At 45.1% G+C, this 16,536-nt stretch carries 16 protein-coding genes; 11 read left to right on the plus strand and 5 right to left on the minus strand.

Annotated features, from left to right (window positions below; translation table 11 throughout):
• Window positions 1-29: 29 nt before the first annotated feature.
• The 11 genes from ABD943_RS11410 (at window position 30) to ABD943_RS11460 (ending at window position 11,032) form a co-directional block, all read left to right on the plus strand.
• Window positions 30-359 (plus strand): YbaB/EbfC family nucleoid-associated protein, encoded by a 330-nt coding sequence (locus ABD943_RS11410; protein WP_345293310.1) that lies wholly within the window; start codon window positions 30-32, stop codon window positions 357-359.
• Window positions 360-516: 157 nt separating this feature from the next.
• Window positions 517-1,116, plus strand: a complete 600-nt coding sequence (recR, locus tag ABD943_RS11415) for a recombination mediator RecR (RefSeq protein ID WP_345293311.1) — start codon at window positions 517-519, stop codon at window positions 1,114-1,116.
• Window positions 1,117-1,214: 98 nt separating this feature from the next.
• Entirely contained in the window at window positions 1,215-2,828 is a 1,614-nt protein-coding gene (locus tag ABD943_RS11420; RefSeq protein WP_345293312.1) for a S41 family peptidase, read from the plus strand.
• Window positions 2,828-3,205, plus strand: a complete 378-nt coding sequence (locus ABD943_RS11425; protein ID WP_345293313.1) for a hypothetical protein — start codon at window positions 2,828-2,830, stop codon at window positions 3,203-3,205. Before ABD943_RS11420 ends, ABD943_RS11425 begins: the two co-directional genes overlap by 1 nt.
• A 146-nt stretch (window positions 3,206-3,351) precedes the next feature.
• A complete protein-coding gene (gene htpG, locus ABD943_RS11430) occupies window positions 3,352-5,253 on the plus strand; it encodes a molecular chaperone HtpG (protein ID WP_345293314.1) in 1,902 nt (633 codons plus the stop codon).
• Window positions 5,254-5,287: 34 nt separating this feature from the next.
• Window positions 5,288-5,644, plus strand: a complete 357-nt coding sequence (locus ABD943_RS11435; protein WP_345293315.1) for a VanZ family protein — start codon at window positions 5,288-5,290, stop codon at window positions 5,642-5,644.
• A gap of 163 nt (window positions 5,645-5,807) precedes the next feature.
• The gene (gene adk / locus ABD943_RS11440; protein WP_345293316.1) at window positions 5,808-6,464 is read left to right on the plus strand and encodes an adenylate kinase; all 657 of its coding nucleotides are present in this window, start codon (window positions 5,808-5,810) and stop codon (window positions 6,462-6,464) included.
• 46 nt (window positions 6,465-6,510) lie between these two features.
• Window positions 6,511-7,503, plus strand: a complete 993-nt coding sequence (gene hemH, locus ABD943_RS11445) for a ferrochelatase (protein ID WP_345293317.1) — start codon at window positions 6,511-6,513, stop codon at window positions 7,501-7,503.
• Between the two features lie 19 nt (window positions 7,504-7,522).
• A complete protein-coding gene (gene yoaA, locus ABD943_RS11450; protein WP_345293318.1) occupies window positions 7,523-9,511 on the plus strand; it encodes a DNA repair helicase YoaA in 1,989 nt (662 codons plus the stop codon).
• Window positions 9,512-9,518: 7 nt separating this feature from the next.
• Window positions 9,519-10,217, plus strand: a complete 699-nt coding sequence (gene tsaB, locus ABD943_RS11455) for a tRNA (adenosine(37)-N6)-threonylcarbamoyltransferase complex dimerization subunit type 1 TsaB (RefSeq protein ID WP_345293319.1) — start codon at window positions 9,519-9,521, stop codon at window positions 10,215-10,217.
• Between the two features lie 98 nt (window positions 10,218-10,315).
• Window positions 10,316-11,032, plus strand: coding sequence for a Slp family lipoprotein (locus ABD943_RS11460; RefSeq protein ID WP_345293320.1), 717 nt, complete (start codon window positions 10,316-10,318; stop codon window positions 11,030-11,032).
• Window positions 11,033-11,073: 41 nt separating this feature from the next.
• On the opposite strand, the gene ABD943_RS11465 is transcribed toward ABD943_RS11460, so the two are convergent.
• The 5 genes from ABD943_RS11465 to ABD943_RS11485 form a co-directional block, all read right to left on the minus strand.
• The gene (locus tag ABD943_RS11465) at window positions 11,074-11,676 is read right to left on the minus strand and encodes an epoxyqueuosine reductase QueH (RefSeq protein ID WP_345293385.1); all 603 of its coding nucleotides are present in this window, start codon (window positions 11,674-11,676) and stop codon (window positions 11,074-11,076) included.
• Window positions 11,677-11,853: 177 nt separating this feature from the next.
• A complete protein-coding gene (locus ABD943_RS11470; RefSeq protein WP_345293321.1) occupies window positions 11,854-13,218 on the minus strand; it encodes an MATE family efflux transporter in 1,365 nt (454 codons plus the stop codon).
• Window positions 13,219-13,241: 23 nt separating this feature from the next.
• On the minus strand, window positions 13,242-14,405 hold the full coding sequence (locus tag ABD943_RS11475) for a cupin domain-containing protein (protein ID WP_345293322.1): 1,164 nt from the start codon (window positions 14,403-14,405) through the stop codon (window positions 13,242-13,244).
• Window positions 14,406-14,423: 18 nt separating this feature from the next.
• Window positions 14,424-15,788 (minus strand): adenylosuccinate lyase, encoded by a 1,365-nt coding sequence (purB, locus tag ABD943_RS11480; protein ID WP_345293386.1) that lies wholly within the window; start codon window positions 15,786-15,788, stop codon window positions 14,424-14,426.
• A gap of 171 nt (window positions 15,789-15,959) precedes the next feature.
• Complete coding sequence (locus ABD943_RS11485) at window positions 15,960-16,442, minus strand: hypothetical protein (protein WP_345293323.1); 483 nt, start codon at window positions 16,440-16,442, stop codon at window positions 15,960-15,962.
• Between the last annotated feature and the right edge of the window lie 94 nt (window positions 16,443-16,536).

Here is a 16,536-nt window from a genome sequence, read left to right on the forward strand (position 1 = left end):
ACATATTCATTAATTATTGAGGTAGAGCCATGTTTGGTAAAGGTGGTTTGGGCAACATGATGAAGCAAGCCCAGCAAATGCAAGAAAAAATGCAGAAAGCACAGGAAGAAATTGCTCAGCTAGAAGTCACTGGTGAAGCCGGTGCTGGAATGGTTAAAGTCACGATGACTGGTCGCCATGATGTTAAGCGTGTGGAGATTGATCCTAGCTTAATGGACGACGAGAAAGAGTTACTTGAAGACCTCGTTGCTGCAGCAATTAATGCGGCGGTGCGTAAGGTTGAAGAGACGACGAAAGAGAAGATGGCGGGAGCGACTGAGGGGATGAATCTTCCACCAGGTATGAACTTACCTTTTTAATTAAAGTATCTTTTTGAGCCTGAGCTTTGTTAGTGCTGTGCTCAAATCCTCATGTACTTTTGTACACTACGGATTCTGCGCGCAGTACTGCCTCGCTCAAACACAAAATTCTACCTTAAATTTGCCAAGAGTGGCTATCCAACTTTAAGAAGTTAATATGCAGTCTCCGTTGATTAAAAAATTGATAGATGCTTTTACATGCTTACCTGGCGTGGGCCCTAAGTCTGCCCAACGTATGGCTTACCATTTGTTGGAACGTAATCGTGATGGTGGTATGCATTTATCTAGCGCGCTAGTGTCAGCTATGGAAGGGGTGCACCACTGTCAACGTTGTCGTGACTTTACTGAGTCTGACTTATGCGGAATCTGTCAATCACAACGTCGAGACAGAAATTTGTTGTGTATTGTAGAAAGCCCTGCTGATGTTATCGCGATTGAGGCAACCGGAGGCTTCCAAGGTACTTATTTTGTGCTAATGGGGCACCTTTCGCCACTCGACGGTATTGGCCCCGAAGACATTGGTTTGGATCAACTTAACGTGTTGATTAATGAAGAAAAACCCACCGAAATTATCTTAGCCACTAACTCCACGGTTGAAGGAGAGGCTACTGCTCACTTCATCGCAGAAATGCTCAAAGGCTCTGAGACCGTCTTATCTCGCATAGCTTCTGGCGTTCCGCTAGGGGGCGAGCTTGAGTACATAGACGGTGGAACTTTGATGCATTCATTTTCTGGAAGAAAACCCTATATCTCATAGTTTTTAACTATTTTTGATACAAATCGATACTTTTTACATGCTATTTCCTTTTGCGATATAATTGTTTGGTTGATTATATATTTTGCAAAGGTATTGCTATGAAGAACGAAGGTTTAAAACTAAAATTATTAACGCTTGCGGCGTCTGGCTTGCTGTTAACGGCTTGTGGTGGCGGGAGCGACTCAGATTCATCTGACTCACAACCTCCGGTTAGTGAAGCTCCTACATGGACTGCTGGGGTATTTGAGGATGAAGACAACTTCAAAGATCGTTGTGAAAGTCCTCGTTCGGGTAATGACATTGATGGAAACCCTTGGCCAGATGTGGCGGGTAGCCATTTACATGAAAAGCATTGGTTGCGATCTTGGAGCAATAACACATACCTTTGGTATGATGAAATTCAGGATCAAAATCCAGCGAACTTTGGTGTCCCAACGGATTACTTCGAAGTCCTAAAAACTGAAGAGCTCACCAGCTCTGGTGCCGATAAAGATAACTTTCACTTTTCTCAAGATACCGATGCTTATCAGCAGCGCGCTTCTTCGGGTGCAAGCTCTGGTTACGGTGCACGCTTTTTCTTAATCCAAGCAGCACCTCCTCGCAAAATTGTGATTGCCTATACTGAACCAAGTTCTCCAGCAACTAATGCGGGCTTGACTCGTGGTGCTGAAATTCTTGAGGTCGACGGCGTTGATGTTGTTAACGGCAACGATGTTAACACTTTAAATGATGGCCTTTTCCCGTCAAATGATGGAGAAACGCATGAGTTTGTTGTACGTGATTTAGGTGCCTCAAGCACGCGTACAATTACTATGACTTCGACCACGGTAACCTCTGATCCTGTGCAAAATGAGCAAGTCTTTGATACAGCTAGCGGCAAAGTAGGTTACATGCAGTTCAATACCTTTGGAACTCGTACAGCCGAACAAGAGCTTATTAATGCTTTCGTAGACTTCTCTAATGAGGGTGTTCAAGACTTAGTGGTTGACCTTCGCTATAACGGCGGTGGCTTCTTATTTATCTCCAGTCAGCTAGCTTACATGGTGGCGGGGCAGGCTCAGACGCAAGGCCGAATTTATGAAGAGTCAGTTTGGAATGACAAGCATCCTAATGTAAGTCCTGTTACTGGCGAAAGCTTAGATCCAATTCCTTTTTTCAGTACAACGTCTGATGAGGCTACTGCTCCGGGCGGGACTCTGCCATCAGTAAATCTTAACCGTGTTTTTGTACTCTCTACGGGCGGCACATGTTCTGCGAGTGAAGCATTTATCAATGGTTTGCGTGGTATTGACGTAGAAGTTGTTCTTATTGGCGGCACGACTTGTGGTAAACCTTATGGCTTCTTCCCAACTGACAACTGTGGAACAACTTATTTCACGATTCAGTTTAGAGGTGAAAACGAAAAAGGTTTTGGTCAATATGCCGACGGCTTTGTTCCATCAACAACAGATAACGGGCAAGACTTCGTGAAAGGCTGTACTGTGGCAGATGATTTCGAGCACTTGTTAGGCGACCCTAATGAAGCGATGCTGGCAGCAGCGCTGGACTATCGTGTTAGCGGTTCATGCCCAACTACAACGGAAAAACCTGCGCAACGTAATGCCTACAAAGGGTTTGTCAAAGACGGTTCATTGCTAAAGTCACAAAGAGTTCAAGAGCGTCTATTCCTTGAGCAAAACCGCATAATGACGACTCCTAAGGAGCTGAAGTAATGAAATTAACAGCTCTATCAGTGGCAATATTGGTAATGAGTCTTATGGGCTGCAAAACGACAGAATGGAACAAAGACGTAGCAGTGCCAGCCGTGGCTGTGAACTTTAATTCTGAAGCGAAGGCGGAAGTGGCTGATATTATCAATCAGGCTATGCCCGGCGCTAATGTTAAGTTGGCCAATGACATATTCAGTAAGGACCATAGGCTTTTCATTCAGCGCGAACCTACCATGGTTGATGGTAACCCTGCTCAGGGGCGCATTACCGAAATGCCAAGAAAGTTTGAGCTTTATCATTTGGAAGACACCTGCTTTTTAGTGGATGATAAAACTCAAGATACTTATTTGCTTGGTGTTCTTCAGTGCCAACCTAAATAGTTACTGAGTAGAGTACTCGTAAAGCCAGCCAGCTTGTTCTAAGCTTGCTGGCTTTTTTATGCTCTTAATTCGCAGTTTACTATTGAAAAAAAGGTGAATGTCCCCATTTTTTTCACATCGTGGTAACTAGTGTGAAGAAAATAACTATGTCAGAAACTACTACTAAACAAAAACATTCCTTTCAGACTGAAGTAAAACAACTGTTGCACTTAATGGTGCATTCGCTTTATTCAAACAAAGAAATTTTCCTTCGTGAACTCATCTCCAATGCGGCTGATGCAGCTGATAAGTTGCGCTTCAAAGCTCTAAAAGATAGCAGCCTTTACGGCGACGATGCTGAGTTAAGAATTCGAATTACTACTGATAAAGATGCAAAAACAGTCACCATTTCAGATAATGGTGTCGGTATGACGGAACAAGAGGTTATTAACAACCTCGGTACCATTGCTAAATCAGGAACCGCAGACTTTCTTAAGCAGCTTACAGGCGATCAGAAAAAAGACTCGAAACTGATTGGACAGTTCGGCGTCGGCTTTTATTCAGCCTTTATCGTTGCGGATAAAGTGACGGTGGTCACTCGTGGCGCGGAAGCTGGAATTAATGAAGCTGTGATTTGGGAATCTGCCGGTGATGGCGAGTTTACCATCGAGCCGACAGAAAAAGGCTCACGCGGCACGGAAATCACCTTGCATCTGAAAGACGGCGAAGAAGAGTTCCTCGAAGACTTCAGGTTACGAAACATCATTGGAAAATATTCCGATCACATTTCGCTGCCAGTCGAAATGCACAAGATGAGTTCTGATGAGGAGAACGACTCAGAGGGTGTTGAGTTTGAAGCCGTGAACAAAGCTACAGCCTTGTGGACTCGGCCTAAATCAGATATTTCAGATGAGGAATACCAAGAGTTTTATAAGCATATTTCTCATGATTTCCAAGAACCTCTAACGTGGAGCCATAACCAAGTAGAAGGTACTCAAGAATATACAAGCCTCCTGTATATTCCTTCAAAAGCGCCATTCGATTTATGGAATCGGGATCGTGTACGTGGCGTCAAGCTTTATGTCCAACGTGTTTTTATTATGGATGATGCTGAGCAGTTCTTGCCAGTCTATTTGCGCTTTGTACGCGGTTTGCTGGATTCCAATGACTTACCGTTGAATGTGTCGAGAGAAATCTTACAAGATTCACAAGTGACTCAATCGCTACGAAATGCAACGGTCTCACGTATCTTAAAAATGCTTGAGCAGCTTGCTAAAAAGGACAAAGAGAAATATCAGGCGTTCTGGGACGAGTTTGGGCAAGTGCTGAAAGAGGGCACAGGGGAGGACTTTGCTAATAAAGAAAAGATAGCCAAGTTATTCCGTTTCAGTTCAACTCATACGGATTCGAAAGAACAAACAGTGTCGCTTGATGACTATATTGGACGAATGAAGCCGGAGCAAGAGAAAATTTATTACATTGCAACAGATAGTTTCCTTGCTGCTAAAAATAGCCCACATCTAGAGATCTTCCGCAAGAAAGGCATCGAAGTATTGCTGATGCACGACCGTATTGATGAGTGGACGATTTCACATCTGAATGAATATGAAGGGAAGCAGTTTGTATCGGTAACTCAGGGTGATCTTAATCTTGGCAATTTAGAGGATGCTGAGGATAAGAAAGCACAAGAAAAGGCTTCAGAAGAACATAAAGATCTGGTTGAGCGAGTCAAGTCTGTCTTATCTGACAAAGTTGCGGACGTTAAAATTACGATGCGCTTGACGGACACACCAGCTTGTATTGTCGCTGGAGAAGGGGATATGCCTCTGCAAATGGTCAAAATGCTGCAAGCAGCAGGTCAAGAGGTTCCTGACGTTAAGCCAGTATTTGAAATCAACCCAGACCATGCGCTGATCAGCTTGGTGGAAAACGAGAAAAATGATGAGCAGTTTGGTGAGTGGGTAGAAGTCCTGTTTGATCAGGCGCTTCTAGCCGAGCAGGGGCAGTTGGACGATCCTGCGAGTTTCGCTAGTAAGCTCAACAAGCTCTTGTTAAAATTGGCGCATTAAGCCAGCGAATAGCCGCCCTTGAGGCGGCTTTTTTATGAGAAAGTTTTTGTCGAGTAAGTTATTCAAAGTTCTTTTTGCGATAGGCGTATTAGCGATATTTATTGGCTCTATCATGCCCGGAAAGCAGCTGCCCTCAAATTTACCGTGGGATAAGGCGCTTCACTTTATAGGCTATTTTGGACTGGGCTTTTTAGCTCGCATGGGTTCGGTAAAGCGCCCTTGGTGGCTATTGATGGTGGCTTGCATCGGCTTTTCCTTAATTATAGAGCTGTTGCAGATGTTTATACCTAATCGCGGATTTGAATGGATGGACCTAGCAGCAAATAGCCTAGGCGTCATTTGCGGTGTTTTAATGGGTATGCTGGGTAAAAAGTTTTTGATTAGAGAGTAAAACATTCTGTTTTATTCGCCACTTTGAAAAGGCGTTTTTTGTCACGAATAACTGGCGAACAAGCCCGTATTTCGGCAATTTTTACTTGAGATACTGGCCTATTCCAAGTATCTTTAGCGCCTACAAAGTCAATATTTACAAATAAGGCTAGGAGACTTCGCTCATGCGAATTATTTTGTTGGGTGCACCAGGCGCAGGTAAAGGCACTCAAGCACAATTTATTAAAGAAAAATACGATATTCCACAGATTTCAACTGGCGACATGTTGCGTGCCGCAGTGAAGGCTGGAACAGAAATGGGCTTGCAAGCTAAGCAAAAGATGGATGCTGGTGAGTTGGTTTCTGATGACATCATTATCGGTATTGTGAAAGAGCGAGTTAAGGAAGACGATTGTGAAAATGGCTACTTATTAGACGGTTTCCCGCGCACTATTCCGCAGGCTGACGCCATGCGTGACAACAATATTGACGTTGATTTTGTAGTAGAAATTGATGTTGACCATGAAGAAATTGTTAGACGCTTAAGTGGACGCCGAGTACATCCCGATTCTGGCCGTGTTTATCACGTGACATATAATCCGCCTAAAGAAGCGGGCAAGGATGACCAAACTGGTGAACCATTGATTCAACGTGATGATGATAAAGAAGACACGATTCGCCGTCGCTTAGCAGTTTACGAAGAGCAAACTCGTCCTTTAGTTGACTACTACTCTAGTTGGGCTGATAAAGATGCTGACAGCGCCCCTGAATACGTTAGTGTTAAGGGTGTTGGCTCTGTTGAAAACATTCGAGACGCTATCTTTGCAGGTTTATCACAGTAAAGTCGCCTAAACAGCGTATTTGCTTTTTACATAAGCGAGAAATCGATTGAAAAAACAAGGTGTTTTACTCTGTAATTTAGGAACTCCCGACGAACCAACCCCTAAAGCGGTTCGTCGTTACTTAGCCGAGTTTTTGCATGATAAACGTGTAGTCTCTATTTCTCGCTGGGTATGGTGTTTAATCCTGCATGGAATTATCCTTAGAGTAAGACCTTCTCGTGTTGCAAAAGCCTATAAAAAAATATGGTTAAAGGAAGGTTCGCCATTACTGGTTATCACCCAGAGGCAGCGCCAAAAGCTGCAAAATGAGATCAATGAGCGCTTCGTTGATCAGCGCTACGGAAAACACGTTCCAGTAGAGATTGCGATGGCTTATGGTAACCCTTCTATTTCTGATGGTTTACAGGCGCTGAGGACTCAAGGCTGTGAACGTATTATTGTGTTACCGCTATATCCCCAGTACTCATCGGCAACCACTGCCTCAATCTTTGACCGCATAGCAAAGCATTACAAAAAACAGTTTTTTGTGCCTGAAGTGACCTATGTTGGTGACTATCATGACCATCCGCATTACATTCACTCACTGGTTCGTTCGGTGCAGCGTTTTCGGGAGCAGCATGGCGTGTCAGAGAAGTTGTTATTCTCGTTTCACGGTGTCCCTGAGCGCTTTTCTCAAAAAGGCGATCCTTATGAAGCTCAGTGCCATAAAACAGCTCAGCTAGTAGTCAAAGCGCTGGAATTGTCGGAAGATGACTACGCGATTTCTTTCCAGTCCCGCTTCGGCAAAGAAGAGTGGGTCAAGCCATACACTGATGAACTTCTGACGCAATGGGCGAAAGATGGCGTTGAATCAGTTCAGGTGATTAGCCCTGCTTTTAGTGCTGACTGCCTCGAAACACTTGAAGAGCTGGCCATTGAGAACCGTGATACTTTTCTTAATAATGGCGGCCAAGATTACCAGTATATTCCAGCGCTCAATGATGACCGAGGTCATATCGAGTTGATGTTACAGCTCATAGAGCAACGCTTGCTCAAGTAACTCTGTGCTCAATTAAACTGTGGCTGAATCCCTAAAATCACTCAACCTTGAAGACCTTTTCTCTTCGGAAGGCCCACTCTCCAAAATTTTCTCTGGCTTTAAGCAGCGTAATGAACAGCTAGAAATGGCTCAAGCCATTGAGTCAATTATCGAATCAGATGAATCTATCTGTATTGAAGCAGGAACGGGAACGGGCAAAACTTTTGGTTACTTAGTCCCAGCATTAAAAGCTTGGTATCTCAGCGACAAGAAAGTGATTGTTTCTACCGGGACTAAAAATCTGCAAGACCAACTCTTTTATCGCGATCTGCCTAATATGAGGGATGCCTTAAAAGTATCGCCAAAAGTGGCGCTATTGAAAGGTCGCAATAATTACTTATGCACCTATCGAATGGAGCAGAGCTTGGATTCAGGGCAGTTCCAAAGCCGGACAATGGTCGATACTTTAGCTAAAGTAAAAGCGTGGTCTGGACAAACTAAAAGTGGTGACTTAACCCAGTGTAAAGACTTAGCGGATAACGATCCCTTGTGGCCCTATGTCACTTCAACCAATGATAACTGCTTAGGCGTGGAGTGTCCTGACTTTGCAGATTGTTATGTTGCTAAAGCTCGACAAAAAGCGACCGCTGCCGATGTTGTGGTAGTCAACCATCATTTGCTGTTAGCCGATATGGTACTAAAAGACGACGGCTTTGGTGAATTGTTGCCTGATGCTGACACGGTTATTGTTGATGAAGCGCATCAATTGACGGATATCGCGCATGCATTCTATGGGCAGCGTTTAACCAGTCGACAGGTAATGGAGCTTTGTCGAGACACCGAGCTGGAAGCTTTAACCACTGCTAAAGATGATAGGCAGTTGAGCGTCGCAGTAAGACGGGTGGAAGGCGCCGTTAATGAAGTGCGACTGGAGTTAGGCGAGGCTGGTAAGAAGATTAATTGGCAGCAAATAGCCACTCCTAAGTTACAAACGGCCTTAAAGGATTTAGAAAAAGAGCTTTTGGCGTTGTGTGAACGTTTAGAGCGCCATGCCAGTCGCTCGAAAGGTTTGGATAGTTGCCACCGCCGATGTGAGGAATCTTTACAAGCGCTGAGTTTATTTAATAGCACCTTTACCCAATCCGAAACTGATAAGGCCTATCAGGGCGTACGCTGGGTTGAAACTTATCGCAATGGCTTTGCTGTGTTAGAGACGCCGCTCAATGTTTCAGAGTCTTTTTCGCGAAGCCGTAATGAGCATGCTGCTAGAAGCTGGGTTTTTACCTCAGCAACCCTGACCCAGGCTGATGACTTTGGTCTTTTCAAAGAGGAGTTGGGACTTTCTGAAGCGAAAGATTTGGTGCTCCCGAGTCCGTTCGATTATGGGCAACAAGCGATTCTGCATATCCCGCGTCATTTGCCAGACCCAAGAGATAGAGCCTATATAGATAGTTGGCAGCGACAGGTCTTGCCGTTAGTTGAGGCTAATTCTGGTGGCACATTTGTTCTATTCACGAGCTATGCGGCCCTGAATAAAGTTAAAGAGTTGTGGCTGGAAAAGCTTGATGATAAAAAAGTATTTGCTCAAGGTGAGCTTCCAAAAAATGAATTGATTGAGCGTTTTCGTGATGCTGGCGACGCAGTACTGTTAGCAACCTCAAGTTTTTGGGAGGGGGTCGATGTTAAAGGTGATGCACTAAGCTTGGTGATTATCGACAAGTTACCGTTTTCAGCGCCAGATGAGCCTTTAATCGAAGCGAAGATTCAAGCCGCTAGAAAATCAGGCAAAAACCCTTTTTTCGATATCCAAATCCCCGAAGCCATTATTGCCCTCAAGCAAGGTGCTGGACGGCTGATCCGTGATTATGATGATAAAGGGGTTCTGGTTTTATGCGACCCACGATTAATCGCCAATAAGTACGGACAAAAGTTTTTAAAAAGCCTACCGCCTATGAAGCGCACGCGAGAGCAGTCAGTTGTGATAGAATTTTTACACAAGTTATCTCAAGAAATCGATAGTAACGGTTAACCATAGAATGCCCAATTTACTCGTGATAGATACTGCGACGGAAGCCTGCTCAGTCGCATTACAGTTCAATAGTCAAGTTTATACTCGTTCCAAAGTTGCCCCACGCGAGCATGGCGAATTGATTTTGCCTATGGTGGATGAGGTGTTAACAGAGGCGAATGTTCAATTGAGACAGCTTGATGCTATTGGCTTTGGTCAAGGCCCTGGCGCTTTTACGGGATTGAGGATTTGTGTCAGTGTGGTTCAGGGGCTTGCTTTTGGGGCTGAGCTACCCGTGATCGGGGTGTCGAGCCTACAGGCTATGGCGCAAGAAGCTTTCGATAGCTTAGGCGCTCAAGATGTCCTGACTGCGATTGACGCTCGAATGGGTGAGGTGTACTGGGGGCAGTATCAGGCAAATGGAGAGGGGCTGATGGTTTTGTGCGGACGTGAAGAAGTTTGTTCGCCTGAGTGTGTCACAGTTTCGGGTGCTGATGCGTCTAAGGTATATAGCGCGGTAGGGACAGGTTGGAAGACTTATGCCAAAGAGCTGTCGACGACCATAAATTTACCGACCGTTATACATAAAGAGCCACTTTATCCGAGTGCTAAAGCGATGCTGAGAATGGCTTCCGAGCAGTTTGAAACTGGAAACACAGTTCCAGCAGAACAAGCGCTTCCAGTGTATCTTCGGGATAATGTGGCGAAAAAGGCTAAGCAGCTTTAGCGCTATTTAGTGTGTTCAGTTTAAATTCACAGATAGTGGGCTAAGATAAGTAGAGTGTCGAAATAACGTCTATAGAATGGTTGAAGGAGAGAATTGTCATGGGTAAGTTGTTGAAATTGACTTTAAGCATGTTTGGAGGAGCTTTATTAGTGGCTTGCGCCAGCACGCCGCAACAGATTGCTTTCGATGAGCCGAACTTGGACTTTACTCGTGTAGCGCAAAACCCAGAAGCTTTTACAAAAAAAGAAGTTCGTTGGGGCGGTATCGTTGCTCGAGTTGAAAACCTTGAAAAAGATACCTTAATTGAGGTTGTGAACCTGCCGCTTGGTCGTCAAGCTCGGCCGCTAGCTTCCCAGGAAACGGGGGGGCGTTTTATTGCGCGTGTCCCAGGCTTTTTGGACCCAATGATCTATAAGCAGGGCAAAGAAATCACCGTTGTTGGAATGTTATCTGAACCGATGCCAGGTAAGGTCGGTGAGCATAAGATTAATTTCCCAGTAGTTGATACACGCGGCCACCAGCTTTGGGAAGAGCGCCCTAATTATGAGTACGTTGAAGTGTATTCTGTGTGGGATCCCTACTGGTTCTATCACCGTCCTTATTATTGGCCATACCGTTACCGTTATCGTGTAATTCGCCATGATTATAGACATGACCGTCGTCGTGACTTGAATCGAGATGCGCTGAACCCTAGCACTGAAAACTATCGAGGTGTCCCAGTTGAGCCCCGTGCACGCCCAAAGCCTAATCCTCCATCAAACCCAACTCGAGAGGTTCCTAGAACCACCTCAGACAGGGTTCAAAAAATGAAGTGATAATAAGTCAATAAAAAAGGAGCTGAAGAGCTCCTTTTTTGTTATTCAGGTTTGTCGTGGCCGTAGAATTTGATATTACGTTTAATTCTGTCGCGGCCATTGGCTTGGCGCCAGCGGTTGGTGTCGCGAAGTGAATAAACGCATCCGCAATACTCTTGTTGATAGAACTCTTCGCGCTTAGATATCTCAATCATGCGCTGCGCACCACCTTGTTTCCGCCAATTGAAGGTCCAATAACGTATATCCTCATAGCGATTGGCGGCTCTAACGCCACAGTCGTTGATTTGTTCCATGTTTTTCCAGCGGGATATCCCAAGGGTACTGGTAATCAAGTCAAAACCGTTCTCAGCCGCATACAGCGCCGTTCGTTCAAAACGCATATCGAAGCATACCGTACAGCGCGCGCCGCGCTCAGGCTCGTCCTCAAGCCCTTTAATACGGTCAAACCAGTTATCCTTGTCGTAATCGGCATCAATAAATTCTATTCCCAGCTTGTCGCAGAAACGCTTGTTTTCATTTTTACGAATTTCGTACTCTTCGACTGGGTGAATATTAGGGTTGTAGAAAAAGACTGTCTGCTGGATTCCAGAGGCATGAACCGCTTCCATCACCTCAGCTGCACAAGGCGCGCAACAGGAGTGCATCAAGACTTTATCTTCACCGTCAGGTGTTTCAAGTTCTGGGCGCTGGTAGTTATCGACAGAATAAGGGTTCACACTAAACTCCGAGAGCTTAAAGCTCTGTGTATTGCTTGATAGGGCTTCTAGGGCGTAATGGTAAACCTAAGCGCCATCAGTGGCAAGCCCTTGAGCCTATATCAGTTATTGATTCTGGGCAAACAAAATGGCGTGTTTTGAGCGTCGAATAAAGCGAGAGAGCAACAGAATAGCTGCTATCGATAGTCCTACAATGATGCCTATCCAGAAGCCTTGAACTTTAAGTCCTTGATACTCTGCCAAGTAATAGCCAATCGGAAAGCCAAACATCCAATAGGCAACGGCCATGTAAATCATGGGGATTTTGGTGTCTTTCATGCCGCGTAAAGCGCCAGCGCTGTTGATTTGTAGCCCGTCCGAAAACTGGAAAATGGCGGCCAAGAATATCAAGCTCGCTGCTAACTGGATAAGTTCAGGGTTATCGGTATAAAACCCGACAAAGTCATGCCTAAAGAGTAACATCAGCGTCACTGAAAGGGCTTGAAATAACACGCTGATGCCAATACCGCAGAAGCCAGCAAGGCGCATTTGTTGGAAGTCTTGCTTACCGCGCCAGAAGCCTACTCGGGCAGTAATCGCTACTGAAAGCCCAAGAGGAACCATAAAAGCAACGGTTGCAATGTTCATCGCGATTTGGTGCGCACCGGTTAAATCGACACCATAACGAGCGACCATAATACCTATCATGCCAAAAAGTCCGACTTCCATCAGCATCCCTACTGCGATAGGGGTACCAATGGAAAAATATTCCTTAATTAAAGCTGTTTTGGGCCAACTGATATTCTTGAAAATATTCAAATGTTCGTAGCGACTGTTTTTGTAGGTATAAATCAGCAAAAAAACGAACAGTAACGTCCAGACCACGCTAGTGGCATACCCAACGCCGACCGCGCCCATGGCAGGAAGACCGAATCCACCATAGATAAACCAAGTATTAAATAAAATATTGAACGGTATCACCATAAAAGAACAGATCATGATGGCTTTGGTTGAGAAGAGCCCTTCGTTGGAGGCTCTTAACGCCAAAAATAAGAACGCAGGAATGGTTCCCCAGCTCATGGCTGTCAGGTAGTCTGCCGTAAGTCCAGATATATCAGGGGTGACCCCCATTAACAGCAAGGGTGTTTCCATGCTGCGGAGGATAAAGAAACCGACAATACCGAAAGCGATGGCTATGAATATCCCCATCTGGAATGTCTTGCCAATTTTTTTGAACTGCCCCTGGCCGTTATAATGCGAAACCATCGGGTTTAAGGCGAAGCTGAGTCCAAGGTATAGGGCAAATATAATCATGAAGGCATTGGCGCCCGTACCTACTGCTGCTAGGGCATGCTTGCTGTAGTTGCCTGCCATGACTGTATCAACCACGCCCAGGGTCATTTGTGCCAGCTGGGCAAGGATGGCTGGGATAGCAACCTTAATAAGCGCGCTACTTTCTTCACCAATTTGGCGTAGAGAATGCTTTTCCATGGGAGGCTTGTCTTGTATTTACACTAGCGCTTCGAACCGCAAAGCCTGAGTGCACCTAGTGCGATGCCGTGGGTTAGGAATTCGCCTAGCGGTAATCGTGGTAACTCTTCGAGATCATGTTTATTCAAGCTGTACTGCTGGTTCAGCTTTTGTAGGGCTTTTTCCAGGCCTTTAGGGAACTGGAAGTAAACGCCATTAATGAAAGTCAGTAGTGCTTGCTCATGCTCAAAATAAGCGATTCGAGCTAGAGGTTTCAGTTCTACGCCTTCCGTCATGGCTATTTCAGAAAGCTCTTGAGACTTCGGCAAGTCCACGGTATCTAAGAGTTCAGGGTATTTTAAATCGGTTACTGCTTTACCTGCTGCGATTAAAAGTTCGCGTCGATTCAATAGCGTTTGCAGTTGATCAAGAGCCCAGTCTGGAATTTCAGAATGCAGTGCTCCGTAGGCATGGTACTTTTTTAATTTTCCAGAGTCTTCCCACAAGCTATCGAACTCTAACGATGCCGAACTTAGTGCAGAATCAAGGATAGATCCTATGCTAGGCGCTCTAAAACCGATGGAGTAGGTAATACTGTTACCAACCGAAACACCCCAGTGAGGCGTTCTTGGAGGAATATAAAGCACATCACCCGGATTGACGATGACATCAATCGTCGCTTCAAAGGGCTCTACTTGAGCGATTTGTGGGTGAGGGTTGATGCTACTCACTTTTTGATCTTGAAAGCCTACGCGCCATCTACGCTGGCCTTCACCTTGAATTAGGAAAACGTCATACTTATCAAGATGCGGGCCGACTCCACCATTCGCTGTCGCGAAAGAAACCATAATATCGTCTAAGCGCCAACGAGGCAGAAAGTTACAAGCTCTGGTTAATGTTTGTAAAGGCGGATGGAAGTAGTCGAGCGATTGAACCAGAAGTGTCCAGTTTTCCTCGCCCAATGTCTCAAACGTTGTCTCGTCAAGCGGTCCATGGGAAAGTTGCCAGCGTTGCTGCTGTGAGTTGTGCTGGATTAGTCTCGACTCAATATCATCATCAAGGCTGTATCCCGCTAACTCTTCTGCGCTAATTAACGCAGGATCGTCAGTGAAGCCACCACGAATCAGTAGCGGCTTTTTCTGCCAATAGTCCGAAAGGAACTCCTCGGGACTCATTTCTCCTAGCATGTCAGCTTGCATCTTCGCCATAAAACTTGAGTATAACTGTTAGATTGATTTAGCTTGATCGATCGCGTTACCAATATAAGTGGCAGGCGTGAGCTGTTTCAAGCGGTCTTTTTCCTCTTGAGGCAACTCCAAGCTATCAATAAATGCTTTCAGATCTTCCTGAGTCACGCGTTTTCCACGAGTTAACTCTTTCAACTTTTCATAAGGGTTCGGGATAGCATAGCGGCGCATGACCGTTTGAATCGGCTCTGCTAATAGCTCCCAGTTTGAGTTCAATTCATTAAGAAGCGACTGCTCGTTAACCTCAAGTTTAGAAATGCCTTTCAGCGTTGCCTGATAAGCAATAACACTGTGTGCAAAACCGACGCCCAAAACACGCTGAACCGTAGAGTCTGATAAGTCACGCTGCCAACGGGAAATAGGAAGCTTCATCGCTAAGTGATCAAACAATGCATTGGCGATGCCCAAGTTGCCTTCTGAGTTTTCGAAGTCAATCGGGTTAACTTTATGTGGCATGGTGGACGAGCCAATTTCGCCTGCAATGGTTTTTTGCTTAAAGTGGCCCAGAGCAATGTATCCCCAAACATCACGATCAAAGTCGATGATGATGGTGTTATAGCGTGCGATGGCATCAAACAACTCTGCCATATAGTCATGCGGCTCAACTTGGGTCGTGTAGGCATTCCAAGTCAAATCAAGAGACGTTACGAACTTCTCCGCGAAGCTCTGCCAGTCAAAGTCTGGGTAGGCTGACAGGTGAGCATTATAGTTACCCACCGCACCATTGATTTTGCCTAAGACTTCTTGGTTTTCGATCTGTTTTAGCTGACGCTCTAGACGGTAAACCACGTTAGCCATCTCTTTGCCCATGGTCGACGGAGAGGCTGGTTGTCCATGGGTACGAGACATCATCGGAATTTCAACAAATTGGCCCGCTAAGTCGCGAATCGAATTAACCACTTGTTTTTGATAGTCGATAAGCGCTTCAGTGCCTTCTTTAAGCATCAAAGCATAAGACAGGTTGTTGATATCCTCAGAAGTACAAGCAAAGTGAATGAACTCGCTAACTTTAGCCACTTCATCGTTAGCTTCAACTTGCTCTTTCAGGAAGTATTCAACCGCTTTTACATCGTGATTGGTGGTGCGCTCGATCTCTTTGATGCGTGCTGCGTTCTCTTCAGAAAAGTTTTCTACGATCTCATCGAGAAGCTTGTTGGCTGTGCTTGAAAACTCTGGAACTTCTTTTATTTCAGAAGCTTGTGCAAGTGCTTGTAGCCAGCGAACTTCCACTGTAACTCGGTACTTTAGAAGTCCATATTCACTGAAAATTGGGCGTAAGTCAGTCGCTTTTGAACCATAACGACCGTCGACAGGAGAAATTGCAGTTAACGCGGAAAGTTGCATCGTCATACCTTATCCGTAAAAGCTTAAATGATCTGTACTGAAAGAGTAGTACGTTAAAGGGGCTGATCATACCTTAACTGCTTGCTTTTAGCACCTTTTGTCACAACAAAAGAATTGATGATAGCCATAAAAAAAGCCAGTCGAAACTGGCTTTTAGAGGTGCTTCTAAGCTTAGCGGATATCAAAAACGTCGAGAATCATTCTAGTACCTTCCATGACGCGAATGATTTTACCTTCAAGCTCGATAATTTTGCTGCCAACTGGGCCAACCGGTAAGCGCTCGCGGAGTTCATAGGGAATATCGCGACCGTGACGATAAATATCTACCGGCAATACTTCACCACGTTGAACTTTCATTTGCCAGCCTGGAGGCAGTTCTCCAGTGCGCTCATACTTCTTCTGAAGACCTTTTGGCAGTGTAGAACGGCCAGAGTCATAGCGATGACGGTAGTAGTAATCTCTGATTAACTCATGGTCATGGCTTGAGAAGCTGTTGTCATGACTCGGTTTCCCAGCGTTACCATTGTGTTGCTCCGCGTGGGCAGGCTTGCCCTTGTGACCTTTATCTTTATGGTCATTCTTAGCGGATACCAAAGGGCTACCCAAGGTTAGTGCAATAGCGATACTTACTGTTGTTAGTATTTGATTTCTCATAAGTTTTCCCCTTATGCGTATTTATGTGGTTACTATACTATTATAGCCATACTGAATACAGTCTTAATAAGTTGTACCTCACATTCGTCTAAGC

Origin of the sequence: Kangiella marina, assembly GCF_039541235.1 — a bacterium.
Classification (GTDB): Bacteria; Pseudomonadota; Gammaproteobacteria; order Enterobacterales; family Kangiellaceae; genus Kangiella; species Kangiella marina.

Excerpts from the sequence above, each read along its gene's own strand:
- ABD943_RS11410 (WP_345293310.1), top strand. The coding sequence starts at position 30 with ATGTTTGGTAAAGGTGGTTTGGGCAACATGATGAAGCAAGCCCAGCAA.
- recR (WP_345293311.1), top strand. The coding sequence starts at position 517 with ATGCAGTCTCCGTTGATTAAAAAATTGATAGATGCTTTTACATGCTTA.
- ABD943_RS11420 (WP_345293312.1), top strand. The coding sequence starts at position 1,215 with ATGAAGAACGAAGGTTTAAAACTAAAATTATTAACGCTTGCGGCGTCT.
- ABD943_RS11425 (WP_345293313.1), top strand. The coding sequence starts at position 2,828 with ATGAAATTAACAGCTCTATCAGTGGCAATATTGGTAATGAGTCTTATG.
- htpG (WP_345293314.1), top strand. The coding sequence starts at position 3,352 with ATGTCAGAAACTACTACTAAACAAAAACATTCCTTTCAGACTGAAGTA.
- ABD943_RS11435 (WP_345293315.1), top strand. The coding sequence starts at position 5,288 with ATGAGAAAGTTTTTGTCGAGTAAGTTATTCAAAGTTCTTTTTGCGATA.
- adk (WP_345293316.1), top strand. The coding sequence starts at position 5,808 with ATGCGAATTATTTTGTTGGGTGCACCAGGCGCAGGTAAAGGCACTCAA.
- tsaB (WP_345293319.1), top strand. The coding sequence starts at position 9,519 with ATGCCCAATTTACTCGTGATAGATACTGCGACGGAAGCCTGCTCAGTC.
- ABD943_RS11460 (WP_345293320.1), top strand. The coding sequence starts at position 10,316 with ATGGGTAAGTTGTTGAAATTGACTTTAAGCATGTTTGGAGGAGCTTTA.
- ABD943_RS11465 (WP_345293385.1), bottom strand. The coding sequence starts at position 11,676 with ATGCACTCCTGTTGCGCGCCTTGTGCAGCTGAGGTGATGGAAGCGGTT.
- ABD943_RS11470 (WP_345293321.1), bottom strand. The coding sequence starts at position 13,218 with ATGGAAAAGCATTCTCTACGCCAAATTGGTGAAGAAAGTAGCGCGCTT.
- ABD943_RS11475 (WP_345293322.1), bottom strand. The coding sequence starts at position 14,405 with ATGGCGAAGATGCAAGCTGACATGCTAGGAGAAATGAGTCCCGAGGAG.
- purB (WP_345293386.1), bottom strand. The coding sequence starts at position 15,788 with ATGCAACTTTCCGCGTTAACTGCAATTTCTCCTGTCGACGGTCGTTAT.
- ABD943_RS11485 (WP_345293323.1), bottom strand. The coding sequence starts at position 16,442 with ATGAGAAATCAAATACTAACAACAGTAAGTATCGCTATTGCACTAACC.